Origin of the sequence: Pseudomonas sp. AB6 (assembly GCF_034314105.1) — a bacterium.
Classification (GTDB): domain Bacteria; phylum Pseudomonadota; class Gammaproteobacteria; order Pseudomonadales; family Pseudomonadaceae; genus Aquipseudomonas.
This window is the reverse complement of sequence record NZ_JAVIWJ010000001.1, coordinates 674,401-692,144: the sequence shown is the minus strand read 5'-3', so window position 1 is coordinate 692,144 and position 17,744 is coordinate 674,401. Positions and strand designations below refer to the sequence as shown.

Annotated in this window: 17 protein-coding genes; 8 read left to right on the top strand and 9 right to left on the bottom strand. The window is 56.5% G+C overall.

Going from position 1 to position 17,744, the window contains the following annotated elements:
* Window positions 1–37: 37 nt before the first annotated feature.
* The 3 genes from RGW60_RS03200 to RGW60_RS03190 all read left to right on the top strand — a co-directional run bounded on the left by RGW60_RS03200 (window position 38) and on the right by RGW60_RS03190 (window position 3,898).
* Window positions 38–1,261, top strand: a complete 1,224-nt coding sequence (locus tag RGW60_RS03200; RefSeq protein WP_322202084.1) for a glycosyltransferase family 4 protein — start codon at window positions 38–40, stop codon at window positions 1,259–1,261.
* 13 nt (window positions 1,262–1,274) lie between these two features.
* Complete coding sequence (locus RGW60_RS03195; RefSeq protein WP_322202082.1) at window positions 1,275–2,684, top strand: undecaprenyl-phosphate glucose phosphotransferase; 1,410 nt, start codon at window positions 1,275–1,277, stop codon at window positions 2,682–2,684.
* A 134-nt stretch (window positions 2,685–2,818) separates the two neighbouring features.
* Complete coding sequence (locus tag RGW60_RS03190) at window positions 2,819–3,898, top strand: polysaccharide biosynthesis/export family protein (RefSeq protein WP_322202080.1); 1,080 nt, start codon at window positions 2,819–2,821, stop codon at window positions 3,896–3,898.
* A gap of 247 nt (window positions 3,899–4,145) precedes the next feature.
* Here RGW60_RS03190 and RGW60_RS03185 read toward each other — a convergent pair whose 3' ends face one another.
* The 4 genes from RGW60_RS03185 to RGW60_RS03170 form a co-directional block, all read right to left on the bottom strand.
* Window positions 4,146–4,919: an OmpA family protein gene (locus tag RGW60_RS03185; RefSeq protein ID WP_322202078.1), complete on the bottom strand. Its 774-nt coding sequence runs from the start codon at window positions 4,917–4,919 to the stop codon at window positions 4,146–4,148.
* A gap of 10 nt (window positions 4,920–4,929) precedes the next feature.
* A complete protein-coding gene (locus RGW60_RS03180) occupies window positions 4,930–5,343 on the bottom strand; it encodes a DUF4398 domain-containing protein (protein WP_322202076.1) in 414 nt (137 codons plus the stop codon).
* A 323-nt stretch (window positions 5,344–5,666) separates the two neighbouring features.
* On the bottom strand, window positions 5,667–7,013 hold the full coding sequence (locus tag RGW60_RS03175) for a gluconate:H+ symporter (protein WP_407074060.1): 1,347 nt from the start codon (window positions 7,011–7,013) through the stop codon (window positions 5,667–5,669).
* Window positions 7,014–7,191: 178 nt separating this feature from the next.
* On the bottom strand, window positions 7,192–8,094 hold the full coding sequence (locus RGW60_RS03170; protein WP_322202071.1) for a LysR family transcriptional regulator: 903 nt from the start codon (window positions 8,092–8,094) through the stop codon (window positions 7,192–7,194).
* 127 nt (window positions 8,095–8,221) lie between these two features.
* Here RGW60_RS03170 and RGW60_RS03165 point away from each other — a divergent pair, with 127 nt between their 5' ends.
* From RGW60_RS03165 to RGW60_RS03155, 3 genes are all read left to right on the top strand, one after another.
* Window positions 8,222–8,923: a CoA transferase subunit A gene (locus RGW60_RS03165; RefSeq protein WP_322202069.1), complete on the top strand. Its 702-nt coding sequence runs from the start codon at window positions 8,222–8,224 to the stop codon at window positions 8,921–8,923.
* Between the two features lie 59 nt (window positions 8,924–8,982).
* The gene (locus RGW60_RS03160) at window positions 8,983–9,639 is read left to right on the top strand and encodes a CoA transferase subunit B (protein WP_322202067.1); all 657 of its coding nucleotides are present in this window, start codon (window positions 8,983–8,985) and stop codon (window positions 9,637–9,639) included.
* Window positions 9,640–9,887: 248 nt separating this feature from the next.
* Window positions 9,888–11,306, top strand: a complete 1,419-nt coding sequence (locus RGW60_RS03155) for a short-chain fatty acid transporter (protein ID WP_322202065.1) — start codon at window positions 9,888–9,890, stop codon at window positions 11,304–11,306.
* Between the two features lie 16 nt (window positions 11,307–11,322).
* Here RGW60_RS03155 and RGW60_RS03150 read toward each other — a convergent pair whose 3' ends face one another.
* Window positions 11,323–12,216 carry a LysR substrate-binding domain-containing protein gene (locus RGW60_RS03150; RefSeq protein WP_322202063.1) on the bottom strand — a complete coding sequence of 298 codons (894 nt, stop codon included), beginning with the start codon at window positions 12,214–12,216 and terminating at the stop codon, window positions 11,323–11,325.
* 102 nt (window positions 12,217–12,318) lie between these two features.
* On the opposite strand from RGW60_RS03150, the gene RGW60_RS03145 reads away from it, so the two are divergent.
* Entirely contained in the window at window positions 12,319–13,254 is a 936-nt protein-coding gene (locus RGW60_RS03145) for a DMT family transporter (protein WP_322202061.1), read from the top strand.
* A gap of 24 nt (window positions 13,255–13,278) precedes the next feature.
* Here RGW60_RS03145 and RGW60_RS03140 read toward each other — a convergent pair whose 3' ends face one another.
* On the bottom strand, window positions 13,279–13,761 hold the full coding sequence (locus RGW60_RS03140; RefSeq protein WP_322202059.1) for a MarR family winged helix-turn-helix transcriptional regulator: 483 nt from the start codon (window positions 13,759–13,761) through the stop codon (window positions 13,279–13,281).
* Between the two features lie 172 nt (window positions 13,762–13,933).
* Here RGW60_RS03140 and RGW60_RS03135 point away from each other — a divergent pair, with 172 nt between their 5' ends.
* The gene (locus RGW60_RS03135; RefSeq protein ID WP_322202057.1) at window positions 13,934–15,499 is read left to right on the top strand and encodes an MFS transporter; all 1,566 of its coding nucleotides are present in this window, start codon (window positions 13,934–13,936) and stop codon (window positions 15,497–15,499) included.
* 18 nt (window positions 15,500–15,517) lie between these two features.
* Here RGW60_RS03135 and RGW60_RS03130 read toward each other — a convergent pair whose 3' ends face one another.
* The 3 genes from RGW60_RS03130 to RGW60_RS03120 form a co-directional block, all read right to left on the bottom strand.
* Window positions 15,518–15,847 (bottom strand): antibiotic biosynthesis monooxygenase, encoded by a 330-nt coding sequence (locus tag RGW60_RS03130; RefSeq protein WP_322202055.1) that lies wholly within the window; start codon window positions 15,845–15,847, stop codon window positions 15,518–15,520.
* Between the two features lie 4 nt (window positions 15,848–15,851).
* Entirely contained in the window at window positions 15,852–16,583 is a 732-nt protein-coding gene (locus RGW60_RS03125) for a CTP synthase (RefSeq protein ID WP_322202053.1), read from the bottom strand.
* A gap of 161 nt (window positions 16,584–16,744) precedes the next feature.
* Window positions 16,745–17,686, bottom strand: a complete 942-nt coding sequence (locus RGW60_RS03120) for a 2-hydroxyacid dehydrogenase (protein ID WP_322202051.1) — start codon at window positions 17,684–17,686, stop codon at window positions 16,745–16,747.
* Between the last annotated feature and the right edge of the window lie 58 nt (window positions 17,687–17,744).

Below are 17,744 nucleotides of genomic sequence, written 5' to 3'. Positions count from 1 at the left end.
GATCGTTCTATAGCATGCACTTACGGAACCCAACGCCATGAAAATTGCAATCGTCCATGACTGGCTCGTGACTTACGCCGGCGCTGAGCGCGTGCTCGCCGCCTTGATAAAGGTCTGGCCTAACGCCGATCTGTTTTCAGTGATCGATTTTTTCAGCGATCAGGACCGCGTCCATCTGGGCGGGAAAAAAGCCAAAACCACATTTATCCAGAACTTGCCGAAAGCCAAAACCCGCTATCAAAAATACTTGCCGCTGATGCCCCTCGCTATCGAGCAGCTAGACCTGTCGGGGTATGACCTGATCATCTCCAGCAGCCATGCTGTGGCTAAAGGGGTACTTAGCGGACCGGATCAGGTGCACATCAGCTATGTGCACTCGCCTATCCGTTATGCCTGGGATTTGCAGCACCAATATTTGCATGAAGCAGGTTTAGACCGGGGGTTCAAGAGCCGAGTCGCCCGGATGGTTCTGCATTACATCCGTATGTGGGATCAGCGAACGGCGGCGGGCGTGGACGATTTCATCGCCAACTCGCATTTCATTGGCGCCCGCATCGCCAAAACTTATCGCCGCGAATCAAAGGTCATTTATCCCCCTGTAGATACCGTAGGTTTCACCCTGCAGGAAACAAAGCAAGAGTTCTACCTGACGGCCTCGCGCATGGTGCCTTACAAACGCATTCCAATGATCGTCGAAGCTTTTGCGGCAATGCCGGACAAACACCTGATCGTTATCGGAGAGGGTCCAGAGATGGGCAAGTGCCGAGCAATTTCGGCATCCAACGTAACCCTACTCGGCCACCAGCCCTTCGCCTCACTACTTGAGTACATGCGCAATGCCAAGGCCTTTGTTTTCGCCGCCGAGGAAGATTTCGGCATCAGCCCCGTGGAAGCTCAAGCCTGCGGTACTCCCGTCATCGCTTTCGCCAAGGGAGGCGTATTAGAAACCATTCATGGTCTGGACCAACCGGTACCAACGGGGGTCTTTTACTACGAGCAGACTGCAAAAGCACTAACGGCAGCGGTGACCGAATTTGAGAATGCCAGGTCATGCATTAGTGCCCTGGCCTGTCGCCTTAACGCCGAACGCTTTAGCGCAGAACGTTTTGAGCGAGAAATCAAAACCTTCGTCGACTCTCGATTGGCAGTTGCTCGCACAGCACACCGGCGCCCTTTGCCCGCCGCTGTTCCCGTCGCAGCACCTGAACCGGTGACCCATTCCGAGCACAGCGGGCGGGTCGTCCCTATCAAATCTGTTTGAGCGAGTACCGGCCATGAGCACTCAATTTCGCGGCATTCTTCACGCTCATCAATCGCTACTGTCCGTGGCCCACCGATTGCTTGATCTGGCCGTTATCGTGCTGTGCGGCTATTGGGTCAACCGGCTTGAAGGCAAGTCGACAGGTGCAGAGCTCTGGTTGCTGATCATGCTCTCTGTACTGGTCTTCCACTGGCTCGGCGAATACCACCAGCTGTACGGGTCCTGGCGCGGCGAAAAGATTCTTCGCGAACTGATCAAGGTCTTCAATTATTGGGCATTAACGTTCGTAATACTGTTGTCCGCAGACTACCTGTTATTGCACGGCACACACTTGCCCAACAACGGCCAAATGGCTTGGTATGCCTTGGTGTTGACGGTGCTGTGTGGTTACCGCTTGTTGATCCGCACTGCCCTGCAAGGCTTGCGGCGCCGAGGCTTTAACACTCGTCGGGTGGCGATCGTCGGTACCGGACAATGCGGCGAGCGCTTGGCCATGTCTATCACCGCTGCTCCCTGGATGGGGCTGGACTTGCTGGGTTTCTACGACGAAAAGCCGCAGCAGATGGACCTTATGGCCATCGGCCGACGTGTGCCGGTTCGAGGCGGCCTTAACGCGTTGGTCGAGGATGCCCGTAACGGCCACATCGATAAGATCTACGTCACCTCCACCCTTGAGGGAGAATGTTTGCGCGAGCTGGTCAAACGCTTGAGTGACACCACCGCCTCCGTGTACTTGATTCCTGATATGTTCATGTTCGAGCTGCTTCATGCGCGTAGCGAAAGCATTAACGGCCTGACAAGCATCAGCATTTTTGACTCACCCATGGACGGCGCCTGGAGTGTGGTTAAACGACTCGAAGACGTTGTCTTGTCCAGTCTCATCCTGTTAATGATCGCGTTGCCGTTGCTGTTGATTGCCATCGCCATCAAGTGCACCTCGCACGGTCCGGTGCTGTTTCGGCAACGCCGCTACGGACTGGACGGTCGACCCATCATGGTTTACAAATTTCGTAGCATGACCGTGCAGGAAAACGGCGATGTCGTTCGCCAAGCCACCCGCAACGACGCACGAATTACCCCGCTTGGGGCCTTTCTGCGGCGCACCTCGCTCGACGAGTTGCCGCAGTTCTTTAACGTACTGCGCGGCGATATGTCGATCGTCGGACCACGCCCTCATGCGGTGGCGCACAACGAGCAATACCGTACTCAAGTCAGCGGCTACATGCTGCGGCACAAAGTTAAACCAGGGATCACTGGATGGGCGCAGATAAATGGCTGGCGTGGTGAAACCGACACGCTGGACAAGATGCAAAAACGCGTCGAATTCGACTTGGAATACATTGAGCATTGGTCAGTTTGGCTGGACATAAAAATCATCCTGCTGACTCTGTTCAAAGGCTTTCTTAACAAGAACGCCTTTTAAGTAACTCATCTATCCACGCAACCGGCTCGATCAGGAGACACGCCCCTGTGTGGATGATGAAGTTGTAACGGTGTTGGAAAGGGATGCAATGAAATCACTGCGGTGCGTCACGCACTTTTGAAAGGAAAAACTCTATGAAGCGAACCCTAGCCGTTGTGCTGCTATTCAGCCTTATTTTACAGGGCTGTGCCTTTGCTCCCGGGCAGCATATGACTCCAGATGAGGTAGAAGAGAATACGCCAGGCGCTCCCAAGGTGACACTTGTTGCCATTACAACTGCCAGCGTGCTGCAAACCAATAACTGGCGCAAACCCAAGCCATTGCCTACGGAACTGCTGGGTTATAAGACCCCCGAATACCTCATCGGTCCCGGCGACACATTATTGGTTACAGTGTTTGAACACCCGGAGTTAACGGCTCCCGGCTCGCAGGCTCAACTGGACGCTAACAGCCGGGAAGTGCTGAGCGACGGAACTGTATTTTTCCCATACGTAGGAAAAATCCAAGCGGCTCACAGAACTGTTGCGCAAGTTCGCGAACAACTTCGAATGGGTTTGGCACCGCAATACACAGAGGTCAAGGTCGACGTAAAAGTGTTGCGTTACAACAGTCAGCGTATCTTGCTGTCGGGCGCGTTCAAAAACCCGGGTTCGCAATCAATTACCAACATCCCATTGAGCTTGGTGCAAGCCATCAGTACGGCAGGACTGGACCTGACAGACGCCAACCTTGCAGGACTGACCCTCAAGCGTGACGGTAAGGAATATGTGCTCGACGTCGATGCGCTTAACCGCAAAGACTCGCAGCTCAGCAAGATTTTTCTTAAGGACGGTGACTACCTGCACTTGAACAGCAACTCGCCCAACAAGGTGTATGTATTAGGCGAAGTGGTGCGTCCGCAAGTGATTTCGTTTGGTACGACATCATTGACCCTGATGGAAGCGCTGGGCAACTCCGGTGGCCTCGCCCCTGATTCCGCCGACGGAAACGCAGTCTACGTTATCCGCTCAGGCGATGTTAATGGCCAGACGGCTACGGTCTACCACCTGAACGCGGAAAAACCGACTGCCTTCATTCTGGCGCGACAGTTCACGCTTGAGGCGCAGGACGTGGTGTTTGTCGGCCCCGCCAACATCACTCGTTGGAATCGTTACATTAGCAACTTGCTACCATCGGCCAGCGTCGTCGCTACAGGCGCTGCGTTCAAGAACTAAACCTCACCGCTCACCAAAATCCCCGCCTTGCAAAACGCGGGGATTTTTTTGTTTTGAGTATGGAGAATCATGGCTTATTTGAAACACCGCATTAACCGATAACTGTTTTATAGGAAAACACTTGCCGACTTTGTATCGACCTGCCCGTCCTCGCGGCGCATTGGCGATTCACCAAAAAGCTAGCCCACGCAAAAGAATTGCGTGAGGCCAGCTCCATTAGCGTCCTATCGATCAATGTGGAAAATTGTTAAAGGCGTGTCTCAACCACCGTGGCGTCGTTGGAAACGATCACTTCGACCCGACGGTTAAGTTGCCGTGAATGCTCACTGGCGTTGTCGGCTATGGGGTGTTCAGCGCCATAACCAATACCGGTCATGCGCTCCGTGCCAACGCCCAGCTTTGCCAAGGCTCGCACCACGGCAAATGCCCGGCGCTCGGACAATTGCTGGTTGTAATCATTTCCGCCAGTGCTGTCGGTAAACCCTTCGATTCGCACTTTGCGCTCAGGGTTAGCCCGCAGAAACTCAGCCAATTGCTGAAAGTTACGCTGGCTGCCGTATTTAAGTTCGGCCTTACCGGTATCGAACAGCACGTCACCGAACGTGATTACTTGACCACGCTCGGTGGTTTTCGCTTTCATCGCCTGCAATGCTCGCAATTGTGCCGTACGCACATCCAGACGGACTTGAGTGCGTTCAGCGTCGATCCTTTTCAAACCAGCTTCGGCTTCGCGCCCCAGAATCGTCTGCTCGGCAAGTGCGATTTTCTGACTGGCAACGTAGGCCAACTGCTCGATCGCGGGTGCTTTGCGGTTTTGGCTGGAAAGCTTATCCGCCTTGCCCAAAGCCATGAACGCGTCCTTGGTTTCAAGGGCGGCCAAGGTGCTCGATTGCGGCTTGGCCTGCAGCGCGGAAAACTGGCTACGGGCTTGCAAAAGGTCGGCATTTTCCGGTGTAACGGCGCAACCCGCCAGCAACAGACTGGCAACCGCAGCCACGGGAAGCATCAATGAAGTACGCATATGCTAATCCTTACAAAGAGTCGTCGGAAGACGAATTGAGACCGGCATCCGGCGCTTGAAGCATTTCCTGCCTCAGCACTTGAATACCGCTGCGGGACGCTTCCAATTGTTGCTGCCACTTGACCGCGTGGGCTTTACGCTCGGCCAGGTTGGCATCCACCTCGACCTGTTCGGCCAACAGCCGGGATTGGGCGACATCTCGCTCACCAATGGCGCGCTCGAGTAGCAATAATTTGTCCTGTGCCGACTTCATTTCCAGCGGCGCGTACTGGGTCGCTTCTGCAGACACAGCACGGTTTACAGCGCTTTTAGACAAGGTGATCTGCTCTTCCGGCAGCGGCGCACTGGCACAAGCAGCCAATGTTCCAACAGCTAACAACAGGACAGATACACGGGCACGGTTATACGCACGTTGAAGACTCATCAAACGCTCCAGAAAATTAAATTTAGAAACCTTCAACATCAGGGTTCCCACGTTCTAACTTTTGTCATGCAAGCCATCACTAGCGACCTGAAAAACAGGTGCTGTCCGGACGGGCCGCAGACTATCTGAAGCGCAATGGGAGTTATGTAGGACGATTCTGAGTCTACGAAGGGAAATGGCGCTAGATAAAGAAGCATAGAGGCGTGGAGGATTGAATATCTGGAGCAGATGCGGCCCCGTCTTCGGCGCCGCGTTGAGTCTATGGCGCACGTTGGCTCTACAGATCCGAAGGCGGGGGGGGAGTGTAGTGGGCAGCTTAATCGCTACACAAACCATTCCCATAATAGGAACGTGCCAATCAGTCCCACCACCGAGACGATAGTTTGCAGCACTGACCATACCCAAATGGTTTGCTTCAGTTCCAAGCCAAAATATTCGCGAACCATCCAGAAACCAGCGTCGTTCACATGGCAAAAAAACACCGACCCTGCACCAATCGCCAGCGCAATCAGAGAGCTTTGCGTCGCAGCGAGGCCCGCCATCAACGGCGCCAGAATCCCTGCGGTGGTGGTGGTGGCTACGGTCGCTGAACCGGTCGCTTGACGTAGTAGGACCGCGATTACCCACGCCAGTAGCAGGTAAGGCATGTGTGCGCCTTCTGCGAATTTACTGATGGTATGGCTCACCCCGGCGTCCAGCAGCGTTTGCTTCAAGCCGCCGCCAGCACCGATGGTCAGCAACAGTACCGCAATAGGCGCCAAGGCTTTACGCAGCGTATTACCCACGTGCTCCCGGGAAATGCCATTGGCCCACCCCAGACAGATCACTGCGGCAATCACTGCCAAACCCAAAGCAACCAGGGGCTCGCCTAGAAACTTCAAGGTCAGCGCAAGATTGCTTTGCGGGGTCATTGCCACCTTGGCCAACGTGCTGCCGAGCATCAAGATAACCGGCATCAAAATAATCAACAACGAAACACCAAAGCTTGGCTGGCGGGTCGCCGTCGGTTTGGCGGTAAACAGCGCGCCGATGTCGGCAGGCTCGCCAACGTGCATGCGTTTTGACAACCAGTTGCCGTAGATCGGACCGGCAAGGATCACCGCTGGAACAGCAATGATGATGCCCAGCAACATGGTCAGACCCAAGTCTGCATGGAGCGCGCTGACCGCAATCAGCGGTCCGGGGTGCGGCGGCATCAGTGCGTGCAAGGTGGTCATGCCCGCCAACGCGGGGATGGCGATTCTCAGCAGCGGTTGCCCGGAGCGGCGCGCCATCACGAAGATGATCGGCACCATCATCACCAAGCCAACTTCAAAAAACAGTGGTAACCCGATGACCATTGCCACCAGTGCCATGACCCACGGCAGCGAGCGGCCTTTGCCTAGACCAAGCAAGGTCGTGGCAATTCGGTCGGCAGCGCCGGATTCAGCCATGAGCGCACCGAGCATCGCGCCCAGCGCGATAATGATCCCGGCTTCGCCAAGAATACCGCCCGCCCCTTTGCTAAAGGCTTTCGCGACGTCTTCCGGCGGTAAGCCCGCTCCGACTCCGGCGATGAACGTGCCGATCAAAATCGACAGAAAAGGTGGCAGCTTGGTTGCACTGATCAATACGATGATGATGGCAATTGCCACGAGACAACACACCATGAGGCGTGTGTCATGAGCCATCCAGGCAACAGATGAAAAATCCAAAGCAGTGCTCCTTATTAGCAGGGCTATTATGGGTAAGCAGGGGTTCGCAAGGCAGCGTTGAAATCCGATTCAGTAACATCCAGTTTCAATTGCGCGCAACCATACCTCAACTTCCTGCCTCGGAGCGCCGTCCTCCGCTAATAAGTCGGCCTGTTTAGAGCATTTCCTGTCCCTGTTTCTGAGCACATTCGATCAACACATCACGCAACGCCTGCGCCGCAGCCGACAGTTTGTGGTCGGCAAGCATCATCAAACCAATACGCCGCTCAATGCGTGGCTCGGACAGCGCCACACATTGGGCGCCCAATTCACGCATTTGCTGGATGCATAACGACGGCACCGCGCTCACCCCTAAACCATTGGCGACCATGCGGCCAATAGTGGACAGTTGATGGCTCTCAAACGCGACGGACAGTTTTCCGTGCTGGGTGTGCAGGTCCTGCTCGAGTAGCAGGCGCACTGCGGACGGACGTTGCAGGGCAATAAAATCCTCGCGTAGCAGCTCGCTCCAGGTCAATTCCTCGCGCTCAGCCAGCGGTGAGCCTTTTGGTACCACCGCCACAAAGCGGTCCATATAAAATGGCGTGAACACCAACGAATTGCTGGACTCCGGCTCGAAGCCGATACCCAGCTCCACCCGCCGATGGCGTACCATTTCCAGAACCTGTTCGTTGATAACGTCATGCACCGCGACGTTGACCCGTGGATAGCGGCCGCGAAACACTTTGAGCGCCCCCGGCAGCAAATTTCCCGCGTAGGACGGCATTGCAGCAATGGAAACTTTACCCAGTTGCAGGGTGAAGCGCTGCCGCAACAACTCTTCGGTATTGTCCCAATCGGTCAGCAACTGGCGCGCCAAGGGCAATAAGATTTCGCCCTCTGGCGTCAGGCTGACGCTGCGGGTAGTGCGGCTCAGCAGCTTGCCGCCCAATTCATCTTCTAGACTCTTTACCGTCAAGCTCAGCGCGGGTTGCGACAGGTGCAAACGCTCCCCTGCTTGAGCGAAGCTAAGGCACTGGGCCACGGCGAGAAAAGCGCGAAGCTGTTTAACGTTCATATATTTGCTTTTTTTATCAATCCATCAGAAAAACAAAATTAACAAATCATTGCTGGCAAGAGAAGATGTTCTGAACGCGATTCGGCAATCCGTTTGTCGAACAACAACTACAAAAGGCGGATCTACCATGGCTGGACTCGACAAACGAGTATCAACGTACGAAGAAGCCCTCGATGGTCTCACCGATAACATGACTGTGTTGTCCGGTGGTTTCGGTTTGTGCGGCATCCCGGAAAACCTGATTGCTGAAATCAAACGCCGTGGCGTTAAAGGTTTGACTGTGGTTTCCAACAACTGTGGCGTCGATGGCTTTGGTCTGGGCGTGCTGCTCGAGGACCGGCAGATCCGCAAAATGGTTGCCTCTTATGTGGGCGAAAATGCGCTGTTCGAACGCCAGCTGTTGAGCGGCGAACTCGAAGTCGAACTTACCCCCCAAGGCACCTTGGCCGAAAAAATGCGTGCTGGCGGCGCGGGTATTCCAGCGTTCTACACCGCGACCGGCTATGGCACGCCCGTTGCGGACGGCAAGGAAACCCGTCAGTTCAATGGACGAAACGTGATTCTTGAAGAAGCGATCACTGGCGATTTCGCAATCGTAAAAGGCTGGAAAGCCGACCATTTTGGCAACGTCATTTATCGCCATACCGCGCAAAATTTTAACCCGGTGGTCGCCACTGCTGGCCGTATCACCGTGGTCGAAGTCGAAGAAATTGTTGAACCTGGGGTGCTGTTACCTAGTGAAATCCACACCCCAGGCATCTATGTCGATCGCGTCATTCTGGGAACTTTCGAGAAGCGCATTGAACAGCGCACGGTGAAGAAAGCCTGAGGCCGCTCTTAACCTCTTACTCGTACGATCTTTTTCCAGAACAACAAGAGATTCTGACTATGGCACTCTCCCGCGAACAAATGGCACAGCGCGTTGCCCGTGAACTCAAAGACGGTTTTTACGTAAACCTGGGTATCGGCATCCCGACCTTGGTGGCCAACTATGTACCGACTGACATCGACGTAATGTTGCAATCGGAGAACGGCTTGCTCGGCATGGGTGAGTTTCCTACCGAGGAGAATATTGATGCCGACATGATCAATGCCGGCAAGCAAACGGTGACCGCACGCATAGGGGCATCTATTTTCGACTCGGCTCAGTCGTTCGCGATGATCCGTGGCGGCCATGTAGATCTCACCGTTCTCGGTGCGTTCGAAGTCGACGTTGAAGGCAACATCGCGTCTTGGATGATCCCCGGCAAGCTGGTTAAAGGCATGGGCGGCGCGATGGACCTGGTAGCAGGTGCCGATAACATCATCGTGACCATGACCCACGCCTCCAAAGACGGCGAGTCGAAACTGCTGTCACGCTGCAGCCTGCCGTTGACCGGCGCCGGTTGCATTCGCAAGGTGCTGACCGATCTGGCCTATCTCGAAATCGCTGACGGCGCCTTCATCCTGCGCGAGCGCGCGCCGGGGGTCAGTATCGAAGAAATCATCGCCAAGACCGCAGGCAAATTGATCGTGCCGGACGACGTGGTTGAAATGACGTTTTAAAGGGATTGCATAGACACCTCCTTGTGGGAGCAGGCTTGCCTGCGAATTAAACGACGCGGCCCTTCAAACAGGCCGCATTGAAACATTCGCAGTCCAGCCTGCTCCCACAGGTTTTATGTATGCCATTCAAGATGTGGCACCCAGATGCCATCACGGTGTGCCATCCTTCCAGCTCCAGTGCTTTGCAACACACAAGAGCGGGCCAAATACTTGGCCGCTCAATAATAATTTTAATAAAGGTAGGACCCATGGCCGCCGAAATCGAAGACAGCCGCTATGCCCGCTTTGCCCTGCGTTGTGCCAATTGGGCGGAACGCTGGTTTCCCGATTCCTGGGTGTTTGCTGTATTGGCCGTGGTTATTGTCGCGGTTGCTACCATGGCGATGGGCGCTAAACCAACCGAAGTCGCCAACGCCTTTGGCGACGGCTTCTGGACGCTGATTCCGTTCACCATGCAAATGGCCTTCGTGGTAATTGGCGGTTACGTGGTGGCCAGTTCACCGCCCGCCGTTCGCCTGATTGACCGCTTGGCGCAGATTCCGAAAAACGGTCGTTCAGCGGTGGCATGGGTCGCCTTGATCGCGATGGTTGCGTCGTTGTTGAACTGGGGCCTGTCGCTGGTATTTGGCGGGTTATTGGTTCGCGCCCTGGCGCGCCGCACCGAACTGCGCATGGATTACCGTGCTGCCGGCGCTGCAGCGTATCTGGGCTTGGGCGCGGTCTGGGCGTTGGGGCTTTCGTCCTCGGCCGCTCAGTTGCAAGCCAACCCCGGAAGTCTACCCCCTTCGATTCTCGCCATCACCGGTATGATTCCGTTCACCCAAACCATCTTTTTGTGGCAGTCCGGGGTCATGCTGGCGGTGCTGATCGCTGTCTCGCTGATCATCGCTTACGTCACCGCGCCAGGCCCGGCCAGTGCTCGCGATGCCGCAGCCTGCGGTGTCGATCCAAGCTTCAGTATCCCCACCATCCCGAAGCGTTCGCGTCCGGGTGAGTGGCTTGAATACAGCCCGATCCTGATCATCCTGTTAGTGTTGCTGGCGGCGGGTTGGTTGTTTCATGAGTTCTCGACCAAACCGGCGATCACGGCCATTTCGGGTCTGAACACCTACAACTTTCTGTTCATCATGGTCGGCGCCCTGCTGCACTGGCGTCCGCGCAGCTTTCTCGATGCGGTGACCCGTGCGGTCCCGACCACCACCGGCGTGCTGATCCAGTTCCCACTCTACGGCTCAATCGCGGCGCTGATGACCACGGTCAAAGGCAGTGATGCGCAGACCTTGGCGCACCACATTTCAACCTTCTTTACCCACATCGCTTCCCATGACACCTACGCGCTGTTGATGGGCGTGTACTCGGCGGTACTCGGTTTCTTCATTCCGTCGGGCGGTGGTAAGTGGATTATCGAAGCGCCGTACGTGATGCAAGTCGCCAATGACCTGAAGTATCACCTGGGCTGGGCGGTTCAGATCTACAACGCAGCCGAAGCGTTACCAAACCTGATCAACCCGTTCTACATGCTGCCGCTGCTGGGTGTACTGGGCCTGAAGGCGCGGGACCTCATCGGTTTCTCGTTCGTACAATTCCTGATTCACACCCCGCTGGTGCTGTTCCTGCTGTGGTTTCTTGGCACCACACTGGCGTACCTCCCGCCGGTCATGCCTTAAACACTTGCAGAGGGCGCTACGGAGGTGGCGTCGCCGCTTCGGCGATCAGCCAATCCCTTAGCGCCTGCACTGCCGGGCGCGAGATCGATAGCCGCGGTTGAACCACGTAAAAACCTTTGGCCAGCGGCAATCGCTGGCTGAAGGGCTCAATCAATGCGCCACTGCTCACCTCCTCTTCGGTCAACATCGGGCTGGTCAATACCACGCCTTGATCATGCCGCGCAGCCTCGATGGCCATCAGTGACTGATCGAAATGAATCCCCGCCATTTGCACCACCTGCCCCGTCGGTATCGCCGTGAAGCGCGTCAGCCAATCGTTCCAATGCGGGTGCAGGGTGCTGTGCAACAACGTCGTCTGGCGCAAATCTTCAGGCGTTTTCAGTCCAAAACGGGCGGCGTAACTCGGGCTGCAATACAGCCGCGCCTGATCCTGATAGAGCAAATGCGTATCGAGTTCGGGAGCATGCCCATCGAAATGGCGGATCGCCAAGTCCACCCGCTCGTTAGCGAAATCCACCAGCGCCACAGAGGAACTGAGGTGCAGGGCAATCTCTGGATGCTGCCGAAGGAAACCGGACATGCGTCGCGCAAACCATTTGGCCGCCAAGCCTGGTGGCATCGTCAGCCATACGCTGTTGCTTTGTCGGTCGCGCAACGTGTGGCTGGCCTCGTTGATTTGCGCCAACGCCGGTTGAATCCGAGCCCAATAGGCCAAGCCATCTTCGGTTGGCCTGACTTGGCGAATGTGCCGAGTAAATAGCGCGACACCGAGCCACTGTTCAAGGCTGCGAATCTGCTGACCGACTGCGCCCGGGGTGACAAACAGCTCAGCCGCAGCCAGAGAAAAACTATTGAGCCGCATGGCCGATTCGAAGTAAATCAGCGATTTTAAGGGCGGTGAATTTTTCATGGTGAAGATTTTCTATTCCATTCAGCACAGATGATGATTTGTAGCCGATCCAACGGACGGAGCACAATCGGTTTTTCACCGCCTCACCTCACAGGTACCCCCATGAAAAATATCGCCTACATAGCCTTTGCCTTACTTGGCGTGATCTGGGGCACCAATTTTATCTACATGAAATGGGCCGCGGCCCTGATCACACCTTCGCAAATCGTGCTGCTGCGGGTTCTGTTTGGCTTCTTGCCCATCCTGATCTTTGCCTTGGCGACCCGCGCGTTGCGTTGGAGCCACTTACGGCATGCCCATCACTTTTTAGTGATGGCGCTGCTGGCCACTGACATTTATTACTACGCCTTCGCAAAGGGCACCTCGATGCTGCTGTCCAGCGTGGCCGGGATGCTGAGCGGTGCGATTCCACTGTTTACCTTCGCCTGCGCATTTTTGTTTCTACGCCAGGAACCGCTGACCCGTCGCGTCGGCATGGGCGTCGCGTTGGGGTTTGTCGGTGTACTGCTGATTGCCCGGCCGTGGGCCACCGGCGCCGGTGGCATTTCGCTTGAGGGTGTTCTGTACATGGTGGCGGGTTCGCTCAGCCTCGGTTGCTCGTTCGTCTACGCCAAACGGTTTGTGTCCGGGCTGGGGATCTCGGCGGTGGCGTTGTCGACCTATCAAATCGGCCTTGCGCTGATGGTGATCGCCGCCGTCACCGACCTGCACGGCGTCGATCACCTGCTCGTCGACCAGCGTGCGTTTCTCGGTGTGTCCCTGGGGCTGGGTCTGTTGGGTACTGGCGTCGCCTACATTCTTTATTACTTCATCGTCCAGCGTCTGGGCGCGTTGGCAGCAGCATCCGTCACGTACATCCCGCCAGTGGTGGCGCTATTGATTGGCTTCTTTGTGGCTCAAGAGCCGGTTCATCCGATGGATTTGCTAGCGGTCGCCGCGATTCTTGCTGGGGTATACATCGTCCAGACCGGCCGCGCCAAAGCCGCACGCCAAGCGGCATTGGTCATCGCGCCCTCCCAAGTGCGCGAAGCCAGCTGATCCGGTTCAGTCTGCCGCGACCGCCTACAGGTAATCGCCTGACGCGATGGACGTGAGAGCTGCGCGCAGTTCGCTGGCCTTTTCGGTACCCAAGACCGATTCGAAACAGGCTTGCGCTTGCAGCCACAACGCCTGGGATTCAATCAGCTTGGCCTCCCCCACTGGCGTCAGCTTGACCAGGCGGCTGCGCCGGTCTTTCGGATCGATCTCCACCGATACAAACCCATCGCGCTCCAACGGTTTTAGGGTATGCGCAAGCGCGGAGCGATCAAGCACCAGTGCCGCTGCCAGCTCGCTCATCGACGGCACTTGGCTGCGGGCGATCTGCATCAGAATCGAGCGCTGGGTTGAGCGCAGTCCGCAGGGGGCCAACACCACGTCGTACATCTGCGAAATGCGCCGGGTCGCTTTGCGCAAGCTGGTGGCATGGCAAAGGACTTGCTCGGGCACCACGAAACCGCCGCTCAGTTGAATAGGTGCCCGGAGGTTGCTGGAAGAACTGTTCATAGACTGCTTGTTCCTGTGTGTCTGGCCCTTGTGGGCATTGGACCTAAAAGAAACACTTGACGATTACAGGCATATACCCGCAAATTGCAATAGGAGCATATACCCTCATTCGTTTTGCTGCACAAACGAATCGCTGTTCAAATGCTCATCCATCGACCCGAGACCGCCACGCATGAGCACCGAAACCCATAGCCCCATCGATGGCTTGCAACGATTCCTCATCTTGCTGTGCGTCTCTATTCCGTCGTTCATGATCAATTTGGACTCCAATATAGTCGCGGTGTCGCTGTCGTCCATTGCGCAGTCGTTCAACGCTGACTTTGCCGACATCGAATGGGTGATCAGCGCTTATACCCTAACCTTTGCCTCGCTGGTCATGCCGGCCGGTGCCTTGGCGGATCGTTACGGCCGTAAGCGTGTGCTGATCATCGGTCTGGCCATTTTTACCCTGGCTTCATTTATTTGTGGCACCGCGCCCAATGTCACCGCGCTCAACGCCGCCCGTGCCCTGCAAGGGGTGGGCGCCGCGCTGTTGCTAAGCGCGGCACTGGCGACGTTGTCACATTCGTTTCGCGGCGCTGACCGAGCCAAGGCCTTCGCGTTTTGGGGTTCGGTAATCGGTATCGCGATTTCCCTGGGCCCCGTGGTCGGCGGTTATATCACCGAGCATTTTGGCTGGGTATGGGCGTTCTACATCAACGTTCCGGTCGGGGTGGCGATGATTGTACTGGTGATGCGCACGTTGAAAGAATCCCGTGATCCCCAGGCCAACACCATTGACTACCTCGGTGTGGTGACCTTCAGCAGCAGCCTGTTCTTGATCACCCTGGCGTTGATCTCCGGCAACCATGAAGGCTGGGGCAGTCTGCGCGTAATGCTCGAACTGGCCAGCGCGGCCCTGCTGTTCGCCTTGTTTTTACTGGTCGAAACTCGACAAGAACGCCCAATGATGGACTTGGCAGTTTTCCGTCGGCACACCTACGTCGGTGCCATAATCGCGGGCCTGGCTTACGCGGCCTCGCTGCTGACCATGCTGACCTACCTGCCGATCTATTTTCAGAGCGGCTTGGGTTACAGCCCACAAACCGCCGGTCTGATGATGCTACCCATTGCCGTGCCGCTGTTCATCGTGCCGCGCGTGACCGCCGCCTACCTGACGCACCGGTTTAGTGGCCGCACCTTGCTGACCTTCGGACTAGCGACGATTAGCGTCGGGTTGTTCTGGCTCGGCCTGGAAGTCACGCGTTTGGATTACGTTTCGATGCTGGGTGGTCTTTTGCTCGCTGGGGCAGGAGCGGGGATTTTGAATGGAGAAACGGCGAAGGTTGCGATGTCGACCATCGCGCCTGAACGAGCGGGCATGGCCTCGGGCATCTCCGGAACTGTGCGCTTCAGCGGCATAGTGATCGGTTTCGCCGCGCTGGGTGCCGTTTTGTTCCATCGCATCGCAGCTTCGGTAATCGGTGGACTTCCCAACGCAACGGCGGCCGACGCCTACGCCCTGACTCGCAGTATCGCTGCAGGAGATTTGACCGGAGGTGCGCCAGGCTTGAATTCATTGGCCACGAGCAGCTTTGGCGCAGGCTACCAAGCGATTCTGTTTGTTGCGGCGACAGTGGCAATCATCTCGGCGCTGGCCACCTGGCTGCTGGTACGTACCGCCGACACCGCACCAAACGTACACCACAGCCATGCGCCGGTGATACGACCCACCAGTACGACAACAAACAACCTGTAGAGCTTGGAGGTGGACCCTTCACCCCACCTCAAACGAATACGCCCGTTCAACCTTGCTGACTCGGGTGGTGCAGGCTCGATACCAGGTGGCGCGGCCTTGTTCTCTGATGGCGGCATGTTCAGGGTGATGCTTCCATGAAAGGATGGCGGCTTCGCTGGACCAATACGACACGGTGATCCCCAGCCCATCCTCTCCACGGGCCGACTCAACGCCAAGAAAACCGGGTTGTTGTCGGGCCAACTCGACCATTCGGTCGGCAGCCTCGGCATAGCCGTCGTTGTCATTAGCAGTACGCAGCGAGGTGAAAACCACAGCGTAGTAAGGTGCTGCAGGTGTTTTGGCAATCATCGTCTCAGTCCCTGATTGAAGTTGTCACACTGGCCCGACGCAGAAAACACGCCCGAATAAAGGCTGCCACCAACGGTGGCGTCACCCCCACTAGTGCAGCCCTTTCCGGCTGGAACAAAGTGGCGACAAAAAACGGATGACCTGCCAGTTCTACCACCCGAATGTCGCCGGTCTGGTCATGACCCGTACCTGTCAAAGGCCCCGTCAGCAGCGCCTGCGCAAACGCGGTATTGAGGCCAAATCGGCAGCGGTAGGTTTGCGTAGTGTTCAGCGCGCCATAGGCGTTGGCGATCAGTGAGCCTGGAACGAGTTCGATAGCGTCTGCCTTTTCGACCAATGCGCAACTCAACGGCGCGATAACGGCGCGCTGCGCCTCGGGCGAGGTTTCGGCATGTTCCGCGTCCTCCCACCCCAACACATTGCGCGCGTATTCAATCACCGCGTGCTGGAACCCGCCGCAAGTGCCGAGAAACGGCACCTGCTGCTCGCGGGCAAAACGGATGGCATTAAACGCTCCCTCGGGGTCTTGATAAGGACTGGCCGGAACGCACCACAGCCCGTCAAACCGAGCCAACGCAAGGTTGTCATGGGCCTCGGACGTGGGTAACCAGTCAAAGGCAACTGACAATCCTTCGTCATTAGCTACCCGGTCCAGCGCCAAAGGAATCGCCTGATGGGCCGTTACGGTTGAATCGTAATCACCGACTAGCGCAATACGTATTTTTTCGCTACCCATCCATTCTCTCCTGAGTTAACTCGCGCTGGCGCCGAAACTCCTCTGGCAGCTAGCCTTTGGTGGCGCTGCGAACCGCCAAGAAACATACACCATCAAGCGCCCCGCTTACTTAAGTCGCTGTAGGTTGGCTGCGTTAGGGTAGGTCCGATGCAGTTTAAGCTTCAACTCCCCGGGAGCGGAACCGGCGTCAGCACGGGCTTTCCGGAAAAATACGCCAATAGGTTATCCGCCACCAATTGCACGGTTCCTTGGGACGCTTGCGGTGACAGACCGGCGACATGCGGAGTCAATACCACATTGTTCAAAGCTTTCAGCGTATCGGACACTCGCGGTTCGTCATCGAACACATCCAGCGCGGCGCCTGCGATGCGTTTGTGTTCCAGGGCATCGATCAGGTCCGCCGTCGCGATCACGCTGGCACGGGCAATATTGACGATAAAACCGTCTGGACCCAGCGCTTCAAGCACGGCCTTGTCTACCAACTGATGGGTGCCAGCCCCACCCGGCGTGGCGACGATGAAGAAGTCCGACGCACTCGCCAGCGCCTCCGGCGTGGCGCAATAAGCGTAGGGCACGTCGCTGCGCGGGCGACGATTGTGGTAGCTGACTGACATGTCGAATCCCAGAGCACGTTTGGCGATAGCCATGCCCACAGAGCCCATACCGAGAATCCCAAGGCGTTTGCCGGCCAATGAAGGCCGCATGATTTTGTTCCATTCACCGCGTCGAACCGAGGCGTCAGCCCGTGAAATATCCCGCACCAGCGACAGCAACAAGGCCATGGCGTGATCGGCCACCGACGGCGCGTTGACCCCTGCTCCGTTGGTTACCACAACACCCCGAGCCCGGGCGGCATTAAGATCCACATGTTCATAACCGGCGCCAATCACGCAGATGATCTCCAAATGCGGAAGCGCGGCGATTTCGTCGGCGTAGAAACCCAGCGGACCTCGGGTCAACACCGCATTGATCTGCTCGCCGTGGGTGGCAATAGCCTTGGCGCGCTCCGCTGGGGTCGGCGCAAGAATCAGGGTAAAGCCACTGTCTTCAATAATCGGCAGGTAGTCATTGATGGTTTCTACCAGCACTAGAACAGTCGTCATACTTCCCTCTCGTAACGGAGTCAGACAGCGTTAAACCACGAAGGATGATAGACAGTAA